General features: G+C 65.6%; 14 protein-coding genes and 1 pseudogene. 8 read left to right on the top strand and 7 right to left on the bottom strand.

Annotation, left to right across the window (positions count from 1 at the left end; genetic code table 11):
• Positions 1-57: 57 nt before the first annotated feature.
• Positions 58-1,476, top strand: coding sequence for an aldehyde dehydrogenase family protein (locus QMZ26_RS00075; protein ID WP_283220160.1), 1,419 nt, complete (start codon positions 58-60; stop codon positions 1,474-1,476).
• A 13-nt stretch (positions 1,477-1,489) separates the two neighbouring features.
• Here the strand turns inward: QMZ26_RS00075 and QMZ26_RS00070 are convergent, their stop codons facing one another.
• Positions 1,490-2,392, bottom strand: a complete 903-nt coding sequence (locus tag QMZ26_RS00070) for a LysR family transcriptional regulator (protein WP_200732401.1) — start codon at positions 2,390-2,392, stop codon at positions 1,490-1,492.
• A gap of 112 nt (positions 2,393-2,504) precedes the next feature.
• Here QMZ26_RS00070 and dkgB point away from each other — a divergent pair, with 112 nt between their 5' ends.
• Together dkgB and QMZ26_RS00060 are read left to right on the top strand one after the other, a co-directional pair.
• A complete protein-coding gene (gene dkgB / locus QMZ26_RS00065; protein WP_283220159.1) occupies positions 2,505-3,308 on the top strand; it encodes a 2,5-didehydrogluconate reductase DkgB in 804 nt (267 codons plus the stop codon).
• Between the two features lie 11 nt (positions 3,309-3,319).
• A complete protein-coding gene (locus QMZ26_RS00060; RefSeq protein WP_283220158.1) occupies positions 3,320-4,264 on the top strand; it encodes a TIGR03571 family LLM class oxidoreductase in 945 nt (314 codons plus the stop codon).
• Between the two features lie 25 nt (positions 4,265-4,289).
• Here the strand turns inward: QMZ26_RS00060 and QMZ26_RS00055 are convergent, their stop codons facing one another.
• A complete protein-coding gene (locus QMZ26_RS00055; protein WP_283220157.1) occupies positions 4,290-5,183 on the bottom strand; it encodes a LysR family transcriptional regulator in 894 nt (297 codons plus the stop codon).
• A gap of 106 nt (positions 5,184-5,289) precedes the next feature.
• Between QMZ26_RS00055 and QMZ26_RS00050 the strand changes: the two genes are divergently transcribed.
• Entirely contained in the window at positions 5,290-6,033 is a 744-nt protein-coding gene (locus QMZ26_RS00050; RefSeq protein ID WP_283220308.1) for an SDR family oxidoreductase, read from the top strand.
• A 130-nt stretch (positions 6,034-6,163) separates the two neighbouring features.
• Here the strand turns inward: QMZ26_RS00050 and QMZ26_RS00045 are convergent, their stop codons facing one another.
• From QMZ26_RS00045 to QMZ26_RS00035, 3 genes are read right to left on the bottom strand one after another with little or no spacing between them, the layout of a single operon-like run.
• Positions 6,164-9,241: a CusA/CzcA family heavy metal efflux RND transporter gene (locus QMZ26_RS00045; RefSeq protein WP_283220156.1), complete on the bottom strand. Its 3,078-nt coding sequence runs from the start codon at positions 9,239-9,241 to the stop codon at positions 6,164-6,166.
• On the bottom strand, positions 9,238-10,410 hold the full coding sequence (locus QMZ26_RS00040; protein ID WP_283220155.1) for an efflux RND transporter periplasmic adaptor subunit: 1,173 nt from the start codon (positions 10,408-10,410) through the stop codon (positions 9,238-9,240). Before QMZ26_RS00040 ends, QMZ26_RS00045 begins: the two co-directional genes overlap by 4 nt.
• Positions 10,407-11,654 carry a TolC family protein gene (locus tag QMZ26_RS00035; RefSeq protein WP_283220154.1) on the bottom strand — a complete coding sequence of 416 codons (1,248 nt, stop codon included), beginning with the start codon at positions 11,652-11,654 and terminating at the stop codon, positions 10,407-10,409. The genes QMZ26_RS00040 and QMZ26_RS00035 overlap by 4 nt, the downstream gene beginning before the upstream one ends.
• Positions 11,655-11,716: 62 nt before the next feature.
• Here QMZ26_RS00035 and QMZ26_RS00030 point away from each other — a divergent pair, with 62 nt between their 5' ends.
• From QMZ26_RS00030 to QMZ26_RS00020, 3 genes are all read left to right on the top strand, one after another.
• Entirely contained in the window at positions 11,717-12,391 is a 675-nt protein-coding gene (locus tag QMZ26_RS00030) for a response regulator (RefSeq protein WP_283220153.1), read from the top strand.
• Complete coding sequence (locus QMZ26_RS00025) at positions 12,384-13,757, top strand: sensor histidine kinase (RefSeq protein ID WP_283220152.1); 1,374 nt, start codon at positions 12,384-12,386, stop codon at positions 13,755-13,757. Before QMZ26_RS00030 ends, QMZ26_RS00025 begins: the two co-directional genes overlap by 8 nt.
• Positions 13,758-14,087: 330 nt before the next feature.
• Positions 14,088-15,059 carry an SUMF1/EgtB/PvdO family nonheme iron enzyme gene (locus QMZ26_RS00020; RefSeq protein WP_283220151.1) on the top strand — a complete coding sequence of 324 codons (972 nt, stop codon included), beginning with the start codon at positions 14,088-14,090 and terminating at the stop codon, positions 15,057-15,059.
• Positions 15,060-15,112: 53 nt separating this feature from the next.
• Here QMZ26_RS00020 and QMZ26_RS00015 read toward each other — a convergent pair whose 3' ends face one another.
• On the bottom strand, positions 15,113-17,035 hold the full coding sequence (locus QMZ26_RS00015) for a hypothetical protein (RefSeq protein WP_283220150.1): 1,923 nt from the start codon (positions 17,033-17,035) through the stop codon (positions 15,113-15,115).
• Positions 17,036-17,305: 270 nt separating this feature from the next.
• On the opposite strand from QMZ26_RS00015, the gene QMZ26_RS00010 reads away from it, so the two are divergent.
• Positions 17,306-18,238: an SUMF1/EgtB/PvdO family nonheme iron enzyme gene (locus QMZ26_RS00010; RefSeq protein WP_283220149.1), complete on the top strand. Its 933-nt coding sequence runs from the start codon at positions 17,306-17,308 to the stop codon at positions 18,236-18,238.
• A 51-nt stretch (positions 18,239-18,289) separates the two neighbouring features.
• On the opposite strand, the pseudogene QMZ26_RS00005 reads toward QMZ26_RS00010, so the two are convergent.
• A pseudogene (locus QMZ26_RS00005) lies at positions 18,290-20,068 on the bottom strand (DNA repair protein); the annotation flags it as partial.

Here is a 20,068-nt window from a genome sequence, read left to right as displayed (position 1 = left end):
GCACGGTCGAGCAGCGCCAGACTCTGCCCACACCCTCTCACTCCCCAGGAACCGGCCATGCAACGCATCGACCAGCACTTCATCAACGGAGCCTTCGTGGCGTCCCACGGCCAGCACCACGCCAACCTGCACAACCCCGCCACCGAAGCAGTCATTGGCACGGTACAGCTGGGCGACGCGGTCGATGCCGAACGTGCAGTGGCCGCGGCCAAGGCGGCACTTCCCGCACAGGCCGCGCGCAGCGTGGCCGAGCGCCTGGCCATGCTCGGCCGTTTCCGCGATGCGATGGCCGAGCGCCAAGATGCCCTGCATGCGGCGGTACTGGCCGAGTACGGTGCGCCCTCGGCACGTTCGCGCTGGATGGTCGAGCACCCCGTGCAGGTGATCGACGAGGCGATGCGCGTGCTGGCCGATTTCCCGTTCCAGCGCGGCGTCGGCCAGGCCCAGGTGCATCTGCTGCCGGTGGGCGTGGCCGGCCTGATCACGCCCTGGAACAGCAATGCGTCCTTCATCTGCGGCAAGCTTGCGACCGCGCTGGCGGCCGGCTGTACCGCCGTGGTCAAGCCCAGCGAGATGTCCGCGCTGCAGACCCAGGTGGTGATGGAGGCGCTGCACGCGGCGCAGCTGCCGGCCGGCGTTGCCAACATCGTCAACGGTCTGGGCCAGGACGTCGGCGCCGTGCTCAGCGCATCGCCCGACGTGGCCAAGATCTCCTTCACCGGGTCCACCGCCACCGGCCGCGCGATCCTGCGCTCCAGTGCGGACACCTTCAAGCGTGTCACCCTCGAGCTGGGCGGCAAGTCGCCCACGGTGATCCTCGACGATGCCGACCCGCAGGCGGCCGCAGCGCTGGCCGTGCAGGCCGGTTTCATCAACAGTGGCCAGGCCTGCATTGCGGGCACCCGCATCCTGGTGCCCGAATCGCGCCGGGCGGTGTTCGAGGATGCCCTCGCGGCTGCCGTACGGGCCGTGCGCAGTGGCGACCCGCGCGATGCGGCAACCACGGTCGGGCCGATGGTCAGTGAACGGCAGTGGCAGCGCGTGCAGGGCTACATCACGACCGGCATCGCAGAAGGCGCGCGGCTGCTGGCCGGTGGCGAAGGGCGCCCCGAGGGGCTGCAGAAGGGCTGGTTCGTGCGCCCTACCCTGTTCACCGACGTGCGCAACGACATGACCATTGCCCGCGAGGAAATCTTCGGGCCGGTGCTGTGCGTGATCGGCTACCGCGACGAGGAAGAGGCGGTGGCCATCGCCAACGACACCGCCTACGGATTGAGTGCGCTGGTGATCGGCAGCGATGAAGCGCGGGCGACGGCGGTGGCGCGACAGATCCAGTCCGGCCGGGTACTGGTGAATACCCTGCGGCATGAGCCGATGGCCCCGTTCGGCGGCATGAAGCAGTCGGGCATCGGCCGCGAGAGTGGCGCGTGGGGCCTGGAAGCGTTCCTGGAGGCACAGACGCTGGTGGTCGGCTGACCCACGCACGCCATCACTCGTCGAACGGCCGTTGTCCCAGCGTCTGCGTCACATGGTCCACGAAACAGGTGATGCGTGCCGCCAGCGCGGTGTTGCGGTAGTAGACCGCGTTGATCGGCTGCAGCACGTCCTGGGTCTGCCGCGCGAACAGCTGCACCAGCCGCCCTGCGCGGCGATCCTCACGGGTGAGGAAGTCGGAAAGGCAGGCAATGCCCAGCCCGGCCACGGCCATCTGCCGCAACGTTTCACCACTGGACGAGGCGATGGCCGGCTGGATGACGAACGGGCCACCGTCGGCGTCGCGCAGCGGCCATTCGTTGAGCGAGCTGGGCTGGGTGAAGCCCAGCAGATCATGCTCGCGCAACTGGGCGATGCGGCTGGGCGAGCCGCGCCGCTGCAGGTAGTCCGGGCTGGCCACCACGCGGATGCGGCTGTGGCCGATCGGCCGTGCGTGCAGGGTGGAATCACGCAGCACGCCGATGCGGAACGCCACATCGGTGCGCTTCTCGATCAGGTCGGTGATGCCCTCGTTGGAGTTCAGTTCCAGCTCCACCTGCGGGTAGCGTTCGCGGAAGCCCGCCAGCAAGGGCACGATCACGTGCAGCATGAAAGGCGTGGCGGCATCCACGCGCAGGCGTCCCACCGGCTGCAGGCGGCGGGCGGCCATCTGTTCCTCGGCCTCGTCCACCGTGGCCAGGATGGTACGCGCGTACTCGAGGAACGCCGCGCCTTCTTCGGTCAGTTCAAGGCGCCGGGTGGTCCGCCGCAGCAGCGTGGTCTGCAGCTTGTCCTCCAGCCGCGCCAGGGTGCGGCTGGTGGCCGAGATGGTCAGCTCCAGTGCCTCGGCCGCTGCGGTGATCGAGCCGCTGTCGACCACCGCCACGAAGGCCTTCATCTCATCCAGGGTGGTCTTCATTCTTTACTCCGGCGCAAAAGCGTTTCCCGTATACACGGCTTAATCGGCAAATGTAAAGCCGCCAGACTGGCCCCGTCGGAGCACTCCGCTCCCCTTCCAGCCTGGAGCATCCATGAGCATTCCTTCCTTTGGCGTCGGCACCTTCCGCCTGACCGGCCAGACCGTCATCGACTCGGTGCGCAACGCGCTCGACGTCGGCTACCGCGCCATCGACACCGCGCAGATCTACGGCAACGAGGCCGAGGTCGGCCAGGCCATCGCCGAATCCGGCGTGCCGCGCGAGCAGCTGTTCCTGACCACCAAGATCTGGGTCGACAACCATGCCGCCGACGCGCTGATCCCCAGCCTGCGCGACAGCCTGGCCAAGCTGCGCACCGACCATGTCGACCTGCTGCTGATCCACTGGCCCGCCCCCGGCAGCGCCGTCGAGCTGCGCGAATACATGACCGCGCTGGCTGAAGCGAAGACGCTGGGCCTGGCCCGGCAGATCGGCGTCTCCAACTTCAACATCGAGCTGACCCGCCAGGCCATCGACGTCGTCGGCGCCGGCCAGATCGCCACCAACCAGATCGAACTGAGCCCGTACCTGCAGAGCCCGGCGCTGACCGCGTTCCTGAAGGACCAGGGCATCGCCGTGACCTCGTACATGACCCTGGCCTACGGCAAGGTGCTGAAAGACCCCGTGCTGGCCCGCATCGCCGACAAGCACCAGGCCACGGTGGCCCAGATGGCTCTGGCCTGGGCGCTCCAGCTGGGCTACGCCGTCATCCCCTCGTCGACCAAGCGCGAGAACCTGGCCAGCAACCTGCTCGCCCAGGACCTGCATCTGGATGCCGAGGACATGGCCGCGATCGCCGCGCTGGAACGCAACGGCCGCGAGGTCGACCCGCCGGGGCTGGCCCCGGCCTGGGACTGAGGCGCATCGACATGGGCAGTGCGTTGACGCGGCTGCGTGCCGGTGGCTTCAGCATCGGCATCGAAGCCCCCCTGGACAATGACTGGACGCCGCGGGGCGAACAGGCGCGCCGCGCCGCGCGACGCCTGCCCGGCGAACCCGACCTGCAGCGGCATGCCGAACTCGCGCGGCTGGCCGACCGCCTCGGCTTCCGCGCGCTGTGGGTACGCGACGTGCCGGTGTACGACCCCGCCTTCGGCGATGCCGCGCAGGTGTTCGAGGTGTTCACCTATCTGGGCTACCTGGCCGGAATCACCGACAACATCCTGCTGGGTACCGGCGCGGTGGTCCTGCCGATCCGCGAGCCGCTGCTGACCCTGAAGTCGGCGCGCAGCGTGCAGCAGCTCAGCGGGGACCGCCTGCTGCTGGGCGTGGCCAGCGGCGACCGGCCCGTGGAGTACCCGCTGTTCGGTCGTGACTTCGACACCCGGGGCAGCCGCGTCCGCGACCAGGTCGCGCTGCTGCGCGAGGGCGGCGCCGCGCACCTGCCGCAGGGGTTGGACGTGCTGCCCGCGGGCGGGCCAGCGCTGCCGCTGCTCGTGGCCGGCCTGGCCCAGCAGCAGCCGGCGTGGATCGGCCAGCACATGGATGGTTGCCTGGCCTACCCCGGCACGCCGCAGGACCATGCTCAGCGTGTGGCAGCGTGGCGTGCGGTTGCGGGTGACAAGCCCTACGCCAGCTTCATCCACCTGGACCTGCTGGGCCAGGCGGACGCGCCGTTGCAACGCTGGCGCTTCGGCCTGCGCGGCGGCCGCAACGCGCTGCTGGCCGAACTGCAGGCCATGCAGGCCGCCGGCGTGGACCACATCGGGCTGCAGTTCCGGCGCAACGAACGGACCTTGGCCGAAACCTTCCACGAGATCGCCGAGCATGTGCTGCCGCACTTCACGGCGCACGCTCCTGCGATGGCCGTCTGAGCCAGGCGCTGGCCAGCGGCCGGCACTATCCGACCTGGTCGAATACCCCGGCCACCCAGTCGATGAACACCCGCAGGCGGGGTGACGGCGTGCGGTTGCGCGGGTAGACCACGCTGAGCGGGCTGGGCGTGGGCGGCGCCTCCGGCAGCAGCTCCACCAGCTGCCCGCGCGCAATGTACGGGTCCATGCGGTAGCGAGGCGCCTGGATGATGCCCAGCCCCGCCAGCGCGGCGCCAAGAAACGCATCCGCGCCGGAAACGCGCACCCGTGCCGGCAGCGGCAGGTAGCAGACCTGCCCAGCGAGCTGGAATTCCAGCGGAATCAGCTGCCCGGTGGCGCTGGATCGATAGCCAACCATTTCGTGGCCGTCCTGCAGGGCATCGATGCTGCCCGGCACGCCCCGGGCCTGCAGGTAGCCAGGCGAGGCCACCGTGACTTCGCGCAGCAAGGCCAGCCTTCGCGCGGCCAGATCGCTGTCGGCCAGGCTGCCGACCCGCAGCGCCGCGTCCACGCCCTCCCGCAGCAGGTCCACGTAGCGGTCGCCTTCGCTGACATCCAGTTCAATCTCCGGGTAGCGCTGCAGGAAGTCCGGCAGGTGCGGAAACAACAGGTGGCGGCCCAGCGTGCCGTGTACCTCGATGCGCAGCGGGCCGCGTGGCGGCACGTCACGGAAGGCGGCCTCGGCATCGTCCATGTCGGCGATCAGGCGCAGGCAGCGACCGTAGAACGCCTCGCCTTCCAGGGTCGGCACCACCAGCCGCGTGGTCCGGTGCAGCAGGCGCACGCCCAGGCGCTGTTCCAGCGCCTTGATCGCATCGGTCACCGTGGCCCGCGGCAGGCTCAGGTCTTCAGACGCGCGGGTGAAGCTGCGGCGTTCGACGATGCGGACGAAGGCACGCATGGCGGTGAAGCGATCCATTGTTCGGCCTGCCGGATGATGTTGGCGGATCATGCCAGATTATCCGGACACGCGACTGCGCGAAGATGGCCCTGCGCCGATCGGGCGTGTCCTGCTGGAACTGAACATGACCGTTGCCTCCTCCCCTTCCGTCGCCCTGGTCACCGGTGGCTCGCGCGGTATCGGCGCGGCCATCTCGCGTCGCCTGTCTGCCGATGGCCATGCCGTGGCCATCAACTACGCCGGGCGCCGCGATGACGCTGAAGCGCTGGCGGCCGAACTGACCGCCGCCGGGGGCCAGGCCATCGCACTCCAGGCCGATGTCGCCGACCCGCAGGCCGTCCGCCAGCTGTTCGATGCCATCGAGGCGCGCTTCGGTGGCGTCGACGTGGTGGTCAACAGTGCCGGCGTCCTGCAGCTGGCCGCCCTGGCCGACAGCGACGACGCACTGTTTGAGCGGGTGATGGGCATCAACCTGAAGGGCGCGTTCAACGTGCTGCGCGAAAGCGCGCGACGGGTCCGCGACGGCGGCCGCATCGTCACCCTGTCCACCAGCGTGGTCGGCATCAAGCTGGAAAACTACAGCGTCTATGCGGCCAGCAAGGCAGCGGTGGAGACGCTCGGTGCGATCCTCAGCAAAGAGCTGCGCGGGCGCGGCATCACGGTCAATGCGGTGGCACCGGGCCCGACCGCCACCGATCTGTTCCTGGATGGCAAGTCGCCGGAGCTGATTGATCGCCTCGCGAAGTTGAATCCGCTCGAACGACTGGGCACGCCGGAAGACATCGCAGGTGCGGTGGCGTTCCTGGCTGGCGCTGATGGCGGATGGATCAACGGCCAGGTGCTGCGTGCCAATGGCGGGATGGTGTAGCCGGTAGCGCCGGGCCATGCCCGGCGGCGGTACGGTGGCCGTCCAAGCCCTGTAGAGCCGAGCCCATGCTCGGCTGCTCTCCGCACAGAAGCCCGACGCAGCCGAGCATGGGCTCGGCTCTACATTTTCGTCAGCCCGCCCGCGCCTCCCGCCGGCGGTGCACCCAGTAATACAACGTCGGCAGCACCAGCAGGGTCAGCAGCATCGCCGACAGCAGGCCGCCGATCACCACCACCGCCAGCGGCTTCTGCGTCTCTGCACCGATGGCATGCGAGGTGGCCATCGGCAGCAGGCCGAACATCGCCAGCAACGCGGTCATCAGCACCGTACGCAGGCGCTGCAGCGAGCCCTGCACCACCGACTGCAGCAGATCCATGCCCTGCTCGCGCAGCTGGGCGAAGCGGCTGAGCATCACCACGCCGTTCAGCACCGCCTGGCCGAACAATGCAATGAAGCCGATCGCGGCCGACACCGAGAGTGGAATGCCGGTCACCCACAGGGCCAGGATGCCGCCGATCATCGCCAGCGGCACGTTGGCCAGGATCAGTGCCGCACTGCTGATGTCCTTGAACGCATCGAACAGCAGCACGAAGATGATCAGCACCGACAGCGGGATCACCCAGCCCAACCGCTTCATCGCGCGCTGCTGGTTCTCGAACTCGCCCGACCATTCCAGACGGTAGCCGTCGGGCAGTGCGACGCTGGCATCCACCCGCGAACGCATGTCGGCCACCACGCTGCCCATATCGCGGCCGGCGATGAAGATGCTCACGGCCTTCACCCGCTGCGCGTTCTCGCGGGAAATGTTGATCGCACCGCTGGCCATTCGGAAATCAGCCACATCGGACAACGTCACCGTATGTCCATCACCGATCCCCACCGGCACCATGCGCAGGCGCTGCAGGTCACGGTCGGCATCGTCCAGGCGCAGGGTGATCGGGAACCTGCGGTCGCCTTCCCACAGTTCGCCTACTTCACGGCCCCCCAGCGCCGTCTCGATCACCTCGTCGATGTCACGCACGTTCAGCCCGTAGCGCGCGGCACGGTCGCGGTCGATCTCGATCTGCAGCTGCGGCAGCGAACCATCGCGGTCGATGAAGGCGCTCTCCACGCCGTCCACGCCACGCACCTGGCCGAGAATGGCCTGGGCATGTCGATTCAACACGTCCAGGTCGGCACCGCTGACCTTGATGACGACCTGGCCCTTGATCTGCGAGATGCTCTCCAGGATGTTGTCGCGCACCGGCTGCGAGATCGAGAACTCCGGCCCGGGAATGCGCTGTTCGAGCGTGCGCTGCAGATCGGCGATCAGCTGCCGCTTGTCCACGCCCTTGGGCCATTCCTTCTCCGGCTTCAGCGCCACAAGCGCCTCGATCTGGTTCGCGCCCTTGGCATCGGAGCCGTCTTCGGGCCGCCCAAGCTTGGCGACCACCGTCGACACCTGCGGATAGGTGTTCACCAGTTCGCGGATGCGCCGCGACTGCTGCTGCGCTTCGGCCAGGCTGGTGCTGGGGTCGAGGGTGGCGGTGAGCCAGATCGAACCCTCATCCAGCTCGGGCAGGAACTCCGAGCCCAGCCGCGTGCCCAGCGCCAAGGTGCCGACCAGCAGGGCCACGGCGGTCAGCACCACTGCCCGCGGGCGGGCCAGGGCACGCTCCAGCACCGGCTGGTACCAGCCGGTCAGTCGGTCCATCAGCGGGTTTTCGCCGCGCATGCGGTCACGGCGCAGCCACCAGTAGCAGAACAGCGGCACCACGGTGAGCGCCAGGATCAGTGCGCCGATCAATGCCGAGGTCACCGAGTAGGCCATCGGTGCGAACATCCGGCCTTCCTGCCGCTGCAGGGTGAAGATCGGAATATGCGCGGCGATGATGATGAGCATCGAGAAGAACGTCGGCCGCCCGACCTCCGAGGCCGCCGACAGCACGGTGGAGAACCGTGTCTTCCGGTCCGCGCTGGGTGGCAGCGAGGACAAGCGTGAAACGATGTGCTCGGTGACGATGACCGCACCGTCGATAATGATGCCGAAGTCCATCGCCCCCAGCGACAGCAGGTTGGCCGGCACGCCCCACAGGTGCAGGCCGAGGAAGGTGGACAGCAGCGCCAGCGGCATCATCGCCGCCACGATCAGCGCCGCGCGGGCGTTGTACAGGAACAGCCAGAGCACCAGGAACACCAGCACCGCACCTTCCAGCAGGTTGCGGAACACCGTCTTCAACGTGGTCGACACCAGCCAGGAGCGGTCATAGAACGGCTCGATGCTGACCCCGGCCGGCAGCTGGCCGGCCTCGATCTCGGCCACGCGCGCATGCAGGGCATCAAGCACATCGGACGGATTTTCGCCCTTGCGCATCAGCACCATGCCGAACACCGCGTCATCGTTGCCGTCCTGGCCGACCAGGCCCTGCCGTGGCAGGCCGGTGTCGGCGATGCTGGCCAGGTCACGCACCAGCACAGGCGTGCCGCCCTTCTGCGCCACCACCACGCTGCCGATGTCGGCGGGCGAGCGCATCAGGCCAACGCCGCGGATCAGGAACTGCTGCTGGCCGCGTTCGACATAGCCACCACCGGCATTGGAGCTGCCCTTCTCCAGCGCTTCGGAAAACTCCCCCAGGCTGATGCCACGGTCGCGCAGCTTGTCCAGGTCCGGCTTGACCTGGAAGGTACGCGCGTAGCCGCCAAAGCTGATCACATCGGCCACGCCGGGCACGGTGCGCAGGCCACGTTCCATTACCCATTCCTGCACCGTGCGCAGTTCGGTGGGGCTCATGTGCGGTGCCTTCAGCACGTAGCGGTAGATCTCGCCCACCGCCGAGCTCATCGCTTCCAGCTCCGGCGTCACGCCTTCGGGCAGGTCCACGCCCTGCAGGCGCTCCAGCACCTGTTGCCGGGCGAAGTAGTCATCGGCCTTGTCATCGAAGGTCAGGATGATCATCGACAGACCGAACTGCGTGTGCGAGAACACCCGCACCGAGTGCGGAATGCCCGACAACGCCACTTCCAGTGGCATCGTCACCTCGCGCTCGACCTCCTCGGCCGCGCGGCCCGGGTGCAGCGACACCACCGTTACCTGGGTGTCGGACACATCGGGGAAGGCCTCGACCGGCAGCACGCGGAACGCCGCAACGCCGCCGCCGATGAACAGCAGCAGCGCCAGCATCACCATCAGCGGCTGGCGCAGGCAGTACGCAATCAAACGGTCGATCATGGCGCGGCGCGCCCCGTGCCCGAGGTAGACGTGGCCGGCGCGGTATCCACCAGCTGCTGCAGCAGCAGGCCGCCTTCAACCACCACGCGGCTGCCGGCGGGCAGGCCCTCGCGTACCCACAGGCGGCCATCGCCCAGTTCTTCGGCCTGCACGGCACGGCGGGCGTAGTGCCCCCTGCCTTCCTCCACGAACACGACCTGCTTGCCGTCGATCAGCAGTACCGCCGCATCCGGCAGCGATACGCCGCCCTGCCCCGGCAGCGCGACCTGGGCCCGCACGTACTGCCCGGCCTTGAAACTGCGGTTGCGGTTGTCCAGCTCGGCGCGGGCCTGCACCACGCGGCGCTCGTTGTCGACGAAGTCATCGACGTGCTGCAGCGTGGCCTGCAGCGAGCTGCCATCGGCCGTCGGCACACGCACCTGCATGCCGGGCCGCAGGCGACCAGCCAGGCTTTCCGGGATGTCCAGCAGCAGCCACAGGCGATCCGGATCGCCGATGACCGCCAGCGGCCGCTCGCTCTCCGGGCCGACGTTCATGCCGGGGCTCATGCGCCGTTCCACCAGCACGCCGTCGATGGGCGCGCGCAGCGGCAATCGCTGGTCAACGCGGTTGCCATTGCCATAGGCGGTAGCAAACGCGGCGGCGCGGGCATGGTCGGCCTGGCTGCCGGCAAAATGCGCTTCCGCCTCGTCCAGTTCGCGGCCTGAGGCCACGCCGGCGGCATGCAGCTCGCGGGTGCGCTCCAGCTCACGCCGGGCCTGCTGCAGTTCAGCCTGCCCACGCACACCCTCCGCCTGCGCCTGGCCGAACTCCGGCGAGGTGATCCAGGCGATGACCTGACCCGCCTTGACCTTCTGCCCCGGCTGCGCCTCGATGCGCGACACCTGACCCGGCATCGGAGACCGCAGGGCACTGGAACGGGTTTCGTCCCACACGATGCGGCCAGGCAGCGGCAGCAATGCGCTGGCCCCCTCGCCCACGGCCTCGCTGCGCAATACCTCCAGTTGGCGGCTGTCGGCCGGGAACTGGATCTGGCCGGCACTGACGGCCGGCGCAGGATCGGCATGGGTCGCCGGCTCACGCCCGCAGCCGGACAGCAGGGCCAGCGCGAGCAGCGCAGGCAGCAATGCGCGGCGCGCACGCGGTTGGGTGACGTCACGCGGGGTCATGGCGCATCTCCTTGGGCTACAGACGTGGCCGCGTTCCAGCGCGCCAACGCAACGGCATGGTCGGCACGCGCCTGGATCAGCGCGACTTCGAAATCGCGCCAGCTGCGGCGCGCATCCAGCAGGTCGGTCAGGCTGGCCGCACCGCGTCGGTAGGCCAGCTCGATGCCTTCAACGGCCTTGCGCGCGCTGTCGGCCTGCAGGCCTTCGTACGCCTGCCGGCGCTGCGCGGCGCTTGCGGCGCTGGCCTGCAACTGGTCCAGCTCGGCCCAGGCCTGGCGCTGCAGCGCATGCAGTTCCAGCGCGGCGGTATCGCGGTCAGCCTCGGCACGCTGGATTCCGCCACGCGCGCGCGACGGCGCGCCCAATGGAATGGTCACCGAAACGCCCCAGGTAACGCCGTTGATGTCGGTCGGCTCGCGCTCGGCTTCCACGCCCCACTGGATGTCGCGGCGGCGCTCGCTGCGCGCCAGCGACACGCCCGCATCGGCGGCGGCCAGCCGCGAACGGGCGGCGCGAAGGTCGACACGCTGCTGCGGATCGGCAGCGCTGCTTGCGGGTTCGAGGGTGGCATCCGGCCAGTCATCGTCGGCACTGAGCGACGCGCTTTCATCCAAGCCCAGCAGCAGGGCCAGCGCATGCCGCGCATCGCGCAGATCCAGCGCCGCGTCACGCGCCGCGTCGGCCACCGCCAGGTCATCCACCGCAAGGCGCGCACGATCCACCGGCGCCATCGCCCCGGACGCGACCTGGCGTTCGGCCGCCGCCATCTGCTCGGCGGAACTGCGCCGGTTCGCCTCGGCAACGTCGAGGTTGTCCTGCGCGGCCTTCAAGCCGAAGTACGCCTCGTGCAGCGCCAGCTGCTGGCGACGCTTGGCATCCAGCATGTCCAGTCCGGCGGCCTCCACCAATGCATCGGCCTGGCGCATGCGCAGGCTGCGCTTGCCACCGCGCTCCCAGGTCCAGCCAAGGCCAACGGTGCTGTCCACGCGCTTGTCCTGCCAGCGGCCGCTGCCGACCCCGTGCTTCGGGCTGATCTTGCTGCTGCCCAGCGACAGTTCCGGCGCCGGCCGCAGTGCGGCACTGAGTGCATCACCCTGTGCCCCACGCAGTTCCAGTGCCGCCGCGCGCAGGTCGGGGTTGTGCGCATCCATGGCGCGTTGTGCGTCCTGCAGGCTGATCGCCCATGCCGCCGGTGCGCACGCCAGTACGGCCAGCAGGGCCGCCGAACGAGGGAGGAAATTCATGCGCGCCACGGTAAGGTGGCGCACTTGCGCCAAACTTTCCCGAACCTTGCGCGAAGCTTGCAATGCGAATCCTGTTGATCGAAGACGACGCGGCCCTGGCCGACGGCCTGGTACGTGCCCTGCAGGGCGCCGGCCACTTGTGTGACCACCTTGCGCTGGGCCTGCTGGCACCCGCGGCACTGGCCGCCGCACCCTATGACGTGATGGTGCTGGACCTGTCGCTGCCCGATGTGGATGGACTGGAACTGCTCTCGCGCCTGCGCGACCAGGGCATCACGCTGCCCGTACTGATCCTCACCGCGCGCGACGGCGTGGAGGATCGCATCCTCGGCCTGGACCGCGGTGGTGATGATTACCTGGCCAAACCCTTCGCACTGGGCGAGCTGGAAGCACGCCTGCGCGCCCTGTCGCGCCGCCGCAGCGATGCCCCGGCACAGAAGCGACTCGGCCGGCTGTGCCTGGACAGCATCCGCCAGGAAGTACAGGTGGACGGGCAGCGCATCGAATTGACCGCGCGCGAACTCGCCCTGGTGGATGCACTGATGCAGCAACCCGGGCGCACGGTCACCAAACAACGGTTGTTCGACACGCTGTACAGCTGGGACCACGACGCCAACCTGTCGGTGATCGAGGTGCATGTCAGCCGCCTGCGCCGCAAGCTCGAGCAGGCGGGCGCGGGCGTTGGCATCCGCATGCTGCGCGGTCTCGGCTACCGGCTGGAGGCCATCGATGGTTGAGCGCATGCACAGCCTGCGCGGGCTGCTGCTGCGGCGCCTGTGGCTGCCGCTGCTGGTCCTGCTGCTGTGCAGTGCGGTGGGATCCTTCGCACTGGCGCGCTACTTTGCCGGCCAGGTCTACGACCGCTGGCTGCTGGATTCAGCGATGTCGCTGTCCGAGCTGGTGAAGGACGAGGACGGACGCGCCGTGATGGACGTGACGCCGGCGATGTCGCGCATGTTCACCTGGGACACCGTGGACGAGGTGCATGGCGAGGTGGTCGACGCCGCCGGTGCACGCCTCTACGGCGATCTGCCCGAAGCGCTGCCGCGTCCCGCGCAGGCCGCGGACGACGAAGCGACCTACTACGATGCGCGACTGCGCGGGCAACCCGTGCGCATGGTGGACGTGGTGGTGCCTGTGGCAGGCGGCCACGACGTGCGCCTGCGCGTGGCCGAGACCCTGCGCAAGCGGCACCGGCTGGAGCGCAAGCTGCTGATGACCAGCGTGCCGTTCCAGGCTGCGATCCTCGCGCTGGCCGCATGGCTGGCCTGGTCCGGTACCGGCGCTGCGGCGCGGCATGCCAACCAGGTCGCGCGGCGCCTGGCCAGCCCGCGCCCGGACCCCTTGGCGCCGTTGGACCCGGCGCAGGAAGCACCGCGTGAACTATGGCCGGCGGTGGAGGCCTACAACGCCTTGTTGCAGCGGCTGGATGCGATGCAGGCGGCACAGCGGCGCTTTGTCAGCAACGCTGCACACCAGTTGCGCACGCCCTTGGCCGCGATGCAGGTGGAGCTGGAAAGTTCGTTGCGGCAGCGGGATCCACAGGCACAGCAACTGGCGCTGTCCGGCACGCTGGCCGGCTTGTCGCGGCTGCAGCATCTGGTCAACCAGCTGTTGCTGCTCAGCCGTTCGGAGGATGCACAGGGCAGCGCCCTGCCGTTGCAGACGCTGGACGTCGCCGTGCTGGCACGTGGCGTGGTCGAGCGCTATGCCGACCGTGCGCTGGCGGCTGGCCTGGACCTGGGTTACGAGGGACCAGATGACGGCGTGCCGGTTCAAGGCGATGCGCCGTTGCTGCGTGAAGCGTTGGGCAATCTGCTGGACAACGCGCTGCGGTACGGCGCCGAGCAAGGGGTGATCACGCTGGCAGTGCAGGGCCGGGATGACGGCGTGCAGCTGTGGGTGGATGATGATGGTGCCGGCATCGACGCGACTGAGCGCGGCCGCGTCACGGAACGCTTCTACCGCGCCAGCAGCCAAGGCGATGGCTGTGGATTGGGCCTGGCCATCGTGGCCGAGATCGCGCAGCGGCATGGCGCCGCGTTGGAGATCGGCAGCGCCCCGATGGGCGGCGCGCGGGTGGGGATGCGGTTTTCTAGCTGACCGTAGAGTCAAGCTTGCTCGACTGCAGCCGGAATCTGTAGAGCCGAGCCCATGCTCGGCTGCTTTCCTGCCTGGTGCCCAAGCCGAGCGCGGGCTCGGCTCTACAGATTCCTCCACCGGGCATGGCCCGGCGCTACCGTGACGACTTTGACGCAGCGCGCACCGCATTGGTAGAGCCGAGCCCATGCTCGGCTGCTTCTGGCGCGGTGTCTGAGCCGAGCATGGGTAAGGCACTACAAGATCCGGGCAGCGGACAGCCTCAGCCGCCACGTGTGATGCCCCCGCATTGCTACGCTGATTCAGTCCTTCCAGAACTGATCGGTGCTTTGAATGCCGCCTCTTCGATCCGCGCTTCTGAAATCCCTTGTGCCAGCAGCGTTTCTACTTACTGCGTGCCAAGGCCCCACCCCCAAGAAGGCCCAAACGCTCTCTCCTGAGCTCACAGCACGTATCGAAGCACTGTCGCAAAAGACCATAAGAGACCTCGTGGAGGTGGAAGGAGGCACCTTCATCATGGGTGACTTCGGTCCCATCGATCCGCACGCGAAAATGCCGTATAGCAGTGACCGCAACGATGACGTGCTGCGCGAGGTAACGTTGAGCAGCTACGCAATTGGTGCAAAGAAGATCACCTATGCCGACTTCGACGTCTACACCGATGCCACGGGGCAGCCCCGAACGGCACAGTACCCGATGGATCTGGAGTACAGGAACCTGCCCGACGACCTGCCGGTAGGCGTGAGCTGGGAGGCTGCACAGCAATACTGCGGATGGGTGGGAAAATTGATCGACAGGAAGATGGAGCTGCCGACCGAGGCGCAGTGGGAGTACGCAGCGCGTAACCGGGGTCAGTTCGTCATATGGCCCACCGATGATGGCAGCGTAGACGACGGTAGGAATGTGGGGGATTTCAGAACGATCAGAGGCTATGCAGCAAAGCATGGCTACCTTACTGGACCTACCCCAATAGGTCAGTATCCTCCCACTCCGCTGGGCCTCTATGACATGATCGATCATGGATATGAGTGGGTCTATGACTGGTATCGGGATCCATACGATAGCTCCGACACAGAAGACCCTCGCGGCCCCGTGCAGGGCGAGGAGAAAGTGCAGCGAAGCCACAGCAATCGAGGCGGAGACTCGCTCTTCATTGTGTCCATGACGTTTACGCGATTCAAAAGACACCCCGATCCTGCTCCGAATCCGTTGCTTGATGAGGAAGACAAACACCTCTTCAACCCCAACAGCTCAAACAGGTTCCGCTGTGCTGCTGCCAGTCTTGGAGGATCGAAGGAAGAGTGAAGCGACACGTTATTCATCTTCACCGATGCCCCTATTTGGACTTCCACAGCGGACTAAGATGCGCTTACCGGAATGCCCCGACCAGATTTCGCGGCAATTCCATGTGCCCGGCGATGGGTATCGAGGTATTCACTATCTATGCTCGCGAAAGTGCCTGCGTCTTTTCCATCTAGCGCCAGAAGCGAGTCGACATCCATCATTTGCAGGTCCGCCAGCTCATACCCCTTGGGGAAGCTTCCCAGCAGTCTATTGCGATGGGCAAGGAACTGTTCAAGGTAGATGTTCCCCAGCTGGCCCGAAGGCACTTCGCCCTCCGCATTGATTGGATCTATCACCTTGCCTTTTAGATCATCGGACAACGAAAAGCCGTAGTTCAAAAATCTAATCACATCACCCTCAAGCTTGCCTGGATCTTTATCGCTGGGTTCGCCTTCAGCAGTCATGTGTTGGAACATGGCTTGCCACTCACTCACAAGCGTGATGCCCTTTATCACACGGATCACAGCCTTCTTGTGATCGGGGAGGTAGTGCACCTGGAAATCAAGCAACCCCTCAACATCGACTGGATTCTGCGTGTGCGTCATCCAGTTATGGCGAGTGATGGCGTAGAGAAGCATTCCGCGAGTCATTGGCGTTGCGTAGACGAGCCACCCACCTAACCTATTAGAAGCTTCCATGGGGGCAGCGTTAATGCGACGCACTAGAAGCAGCCTGTTCTTGGCAATTTCATTGCTGCGAACCACTGCCCCAACCCTCTCCTTAGCTACCTCAATGCTACCAACGAGATAGTCCGCTATAGAGCCATCGCGGGAGAACAGGAGAAGCACTATCTGGGAAAGATACTCCAAGGCATCCCCCGCAATAAATAGCAACTCTTTAAACCCAGCATGCGCCAACTGGTAATACACCCACTTGGCGAACTCCAGCATCCCCTCCACGCCCACCACAAAATCCAGCGACCCTCTGCAGCCAATGCCCAGGCACAACCGCGCACTGACCTTGATCCTGAACCTCCCGTCCGCGTAGAACACATACAGCTGCGCCTTGACACCCGCCCCTGCAGAACCGGCCAGACCCTGGCTCAGCTTCGCAAGCGTCACCGGCTTTCCCTGCTGCGGCGGCAGCCACTGCAGCTCGCCCGCAGGCGTCAGCCCCGCTTCAACACCCACAAACGCCTCGGCGTTCACCTGCATGCCATTCAGGCTCTTTGGCGGCTTCTCGCCCACCGCCGCCATCACAAAGCGCCCCGATGGTTTGCCGTCCTTGTCCGGCGGATCGCCCATGTCAGCCCGGGGCATGCCCCGCACAATGTCGAAGCTGGGCACAAAACTGTCATCACGATCACGCGGCTGCGCCTCAACCTTCACAGCGCCGCGATCAATGGTCACGCCAGCAGCGCCCATCAAGGCGCGCTTCATTCCGGCAAAGCCATGCAGCTCCAGCGACATCTGGAACACGATCGCACCCAGGTCGATATCGCCGTAGCGCTGCATCCACCCCGTGCGCGAAGGAATCGACCACGTATGCACGGCCTTCGCTTCAAACAGCGCCAGTTTGTAATGCGCGCTTGCTTCGACCTTGGCGCTGACCTTGCGGTGCAGGGGATCCCACTCGGCCTGCGCGCTGGCCCCGGCGCCTGCCACAAACCGCAACCACTGCGCGGAGGTCTCCAACGAATAGGTCTCCGACTCGCGCACAAGGTCGGAGAACTGATTCCCACCCAGCTCGATCAGATCGAACTGGATGTTCGGCGCCTTGACGTTCCGGCCGATCTGGCCCTTGATCGTCATCAGCGACTCTTTGAACTTGCGTGAATCGAAGTTCTCGAACGCCGAGCCTTTCTGGCGGGCGGCGCTGCCCACGGACATTGTGCTGTCACCCGCCCGCGTCGTCGCGCCCACATCCACGTGGGTGGGCACCCCCATCAGCCGGCGGCTGTAGCTCTCAAACGTGATCACTTCGACCAGGTCGACCATGTCGGCCTTTCGGGCAAAGTTTCCAGTGAGCATTGCCGCTGCACGGCCCCCGGACATGCCCAGGGTTTGCCCGACCTGAGCCAGCGTGGCACCTACAAGCTTCGATGCGCGGCATGGCGAATCCCCCGCCCAATCAGTGCCTCCGGCTTACGTCCCTCACACGTCATGAGTGTCGCACCCGTATCCGTGGTTGCTACGCTGATTCAGTCCATCCAGAACTGATCGGTGCTTTCAATGCGACCACTTCGATCCGCGCTTCTGAAATCCCTTGTGCCAACAGCGTTTCTACTTGCCGCGTGCCAAGGCCCCGCGCCGAAAAAGCCCCAGACGTTCTCTCCTGAACTCACCGCGCGCATCCAAGCGCTGTCGCAAAAGACCCAAAAAGACCTCGTGGAGGTGGAAGGCGGCACCTTCATCATGGGCGACTTCGGTCCCATCGATCCCCGCGCAAAGATGCCGTACAGCAGTGACCGCAACGATGATGTGCTGCGCGAGGTAACGCTGAGCAGCTACGCAATTGGTGCCAAGAAGATCACCTACGCCGACTTCGACGTCTACACCGACGCCACGGGGCAGCCACGAACGGCGCAGTACCCGTTTGACCTGGAGTACAGGAATATACCGGACGACCTACCGGTCGGCGTGAGCTGGGAAGCTGCACAGCAATACTGCGGATGGGTGGGAAAATTGATCGGCAGGAAGATGGAGCTGCCAACAGAGGCGCAGTGGGAATACGCGGCGCGTAACCGGGGCCAGTTCGTCATCTGGCCAACCGATGATGGCAGCGTCGATGATGGAAGGAACGTCGGCGACAACAAGACAGTCTCACGCTACGCTTCCCAGCACGGTTACACCATCGGCCCAACCCCGCTGGGTCAGTACCCGCCCACCCCGCTAGGCCTGTACGACATGATCGACCATGGGTTCGAGTGGATGTTTGACTGGTATCAGGATCCCTACGACACTTCCGACACACGAGATCCGCGCGGACCTGCGCATGGCAAGGAGAAGGTGCAGCGAAGCCACGATAACCGTGGCGGAGACTCACTTTTCATCGTGTCGATGACGTTCACACGATTCAAACGGCATCCAAATCCAGGTCCGGATCCGCTTCTAAACGACGAGGACAAGTATCTGTTCGACCCCAATAGCCTGAACAGATTCCGATGTGCATCTCCCACCTCTCCAGGTTCGACGGAGTAATCCCACGGCTGTTTTTCATCACCCCCTCAGCTATGAATAGAGACGCCTTAGTTAGGATCTGCTTCTGGACGTGCCAGCTCTAGTGGCCGTAGCGATGCCTCGTCCTTCCTGATCCAGTGGATTGAGGTAGCTTCCATCGAGGCTCGCGAAGGTAGGGGCATCCTTCCCGTCAAGCGCCAGAAGTGCATCGACATCCATCATGTGCAGGTCGGCCAGCTCATATCCCTTGGGGAAGCTACCCAGCAGTCTGTTGCGATGGGCAAGGAACTGTTCAAGGTAGATGTTCCCCAGTTGGCCCGAAGGTGCCTTACCCTCTGCATTGATTGGATCAATCACTTGGCCTTTTAGATCATCGGACAACGAAACACCGTAGTTCAGAAATTTAATTACATCGCCCTCAAGCTTGCCTGCCTCCTCATTACTGGGCTCACCTTCAGCGGTCATGTGCTGAAACATGGCTTCCCACTCACTGGTAAGAGTGATGCCCTTTATCACACGAATCACAGCCTTCTTGTGATCAGGAAGGTAGTGCATTTGCGGATCAAGAACGCCCTCGACACCGGCTGGATTCTGCATGTGCGTCATCCAGTCGTGTCGAGTGATCGCGTAGAGAAGCAACCCACGAGTCATAGGTGTCGCGTAAAGAAGCCATGTCCCACTACCGTCGGATGGACTCGCTGCGACAGCGTTGATGCGCCGCACCAGCTTCGTTCTATTCTCCGCAGCGTTAATCCTGTTGATCAGCGCCTTCACCCTGTACTGAGCGACACTAATTTCGCCGGTCAGGTATTCAGCCATAGCGCCATCGCGGGAAAACACCAGAAAAACTGCTCGAGAAAGATACTTTAGTGCGTCCTCCGCAATAAACAGCAACTTCCTAAACCCAGCATGCGCCAACTGGTAATACACCCACTTGGCGAACTCCAGCATCCCCTCCACGCCCACCACAAAATCCAGCGACCCTCTGCAGCCAATGCCCAGGCACAACCGCGCACTGACCTTGATCCTGAACCTCCCATCCGCGTAGTACACATACAGCTGCGCCTTGACACCCGCGCCTGCAGAACCTGCTAGACCCTGGCTCAACTTCGCAAGCGTCACCGGCTTTCCCTGCTGCGGCGGCAGCCACTGCAGCTCGCCCGCAGGCGTCAGCCCCGCTTCAACACCCACAAACGCCTCGGCGTTCACCTGCATACCATTCAGGCTCTTTGGCGGCTTCTCGCCCACCGCCGCCATCACAAAGCGCCCCGACGGCTTGCCATCCTTGTCCGGCGGATCGCCCATGTCAGCCCGGGGCATGCCCCGCACAATGTCGAAGCTGGGCACAAAACTGTCATCACGATCGCGCGGCTGCGCCTCAACCTTCACAGCGCCGCGATCAATGGTCACGCCAGCAGCGCCCATCAAGGCGCGCTTCATTCCGGCAAAGCCATGCAGCTCCAGCGACATCTGGAACACGATCGCACCCAGGTCGATATCGCCGTAGCGCTGCATCCACCCCGTGCGCGAAGGAATCGACCACGTATGCACGGCCTTCGCTTCAAACAGCGCCAGTTTGTAATGCGCGCTTGCTTCGACCTTGGCGCTGACCTTGCGGTGCAGGGGATCCCACTCGGCCTGCGCGCTGGCCCCGGCGCCTGCCACAAACCGCAACCACTGCGCGGAGGTCTCCAACGAATAGGTCTCCGACTCGCGCACAAGGTCGGAGAACTGATTCCCACCCAGCTCGATCAGATCGAACTGGATGTTCGGCGCCTTGACGTTCCGGCCGATCTGGCCCTTGATCGTCATCAGCGACTCTTTGAACTTGCGTGAATCGAAGTTCTCGAA

This window comes from Stenotrophomonas sp. PFBMAA-4 (assembly GCF_030053215.1).
GTDB lineage: Bacteria > Pseudomonadota > Gammaproteobacteria > Xanthomonadales > Xanthomonadaceae > Stenotrophomonas.
Note: the sequence above shows the minus strand (reverse complement) of the source record. Positions and strands in the feature narration are given on the sequence as shown.

Coding starts and splice junctions, on each gene's coding strand:
- QMZ26_RS00060 (WP_283220158.1), top strand. CDS start 3,320: ATGGGCAGTGCGTTGACGCGGCTGCGTGCCGGTGGCTTCAGCATCGGC.
- QMZ26_RS00030 (WP_283220153.1), top strand. CDS start 11,717: ATGCGAATCCTGTTGATCGAAGACGACGCGGCCCTGGCCGACGGCCTG.
- QMZ26_RS00035 (WP_283220154.1), bottom strand. CDS start 11,654: ATGAATTTCCTCCCTCGTTCGGCGGCCCTGCTGGCCGTACTGGCGTGC.
- dkgB (WP_283220159.1), top strand. CDS start 2,505: ATGAGCATTCCTTCCTTTGGCGTCGGCACCTTCCGCCTGACCGGCCAG.
- QMZ26_RS00015 (WP_283220150.1), bottom strand. CDS start 17,035: ATGGTCGACCTGGTCGAAGTGATCACGTTTGAGAGCTACAGCCGCCGG.
- QMZ26_RS00045 (WP_283220156.1), bottom strand. CDS start 9,241: ATGATCGACCGTTTGATTGCGTACTGCCTGCGCCAGCCGCTGATGGTG.
- QMZ26_RS00070 (WP_200732401.1), bottom strand. CDS start 2,392: ATGAAGACCACCCTGGATGAGATGAAGGCCTTCGTGGCGGTGGTCGAC.
- QMZ26_RS00055 (WP_283220157.1), bottom strand. CDS start 5,183: ATGGATCGCTTCACCGCCATGCGTGCCTTCGTCCGCATCGTCGAACGC.
- QMZ26_RS00020 (WP_283220151.1), top strand. CDS start 14,088: ATGCCGCCTCTTCGATCCGCGCTTCTGAAATCCCTTGTGCCAGCAGCG.
- QMZ26_RS00025 (WP_283220152.1), top strand. CDS start 12,384: ATGGTTGAGCGCATGCACAGCCTGCGCGGGCTGCTGCTGCGGCGCCTG.
- QMZ26_RS00050 (WP_283220308.1), top strand. CDS start 5,290: ATGACCGTTGCCTCCTCCCCTTCCGTCGCCCTGGTCACCGGTGGCTCG.
- QMZ26_RS00040 (WP_283220155.1), bottom strand. CDS start 10,410: ATGACCCCGCGTGACGTCACCCAACCGCGTGCGCGCCGCGCATTGCTG.
- QMZ26_RS00075 (WP_283220160.1), top strand. CDS start 58: ATGCAACGCATCGACCAGCACTTCATCAACGGAGCCTTCGTGGCGTCC.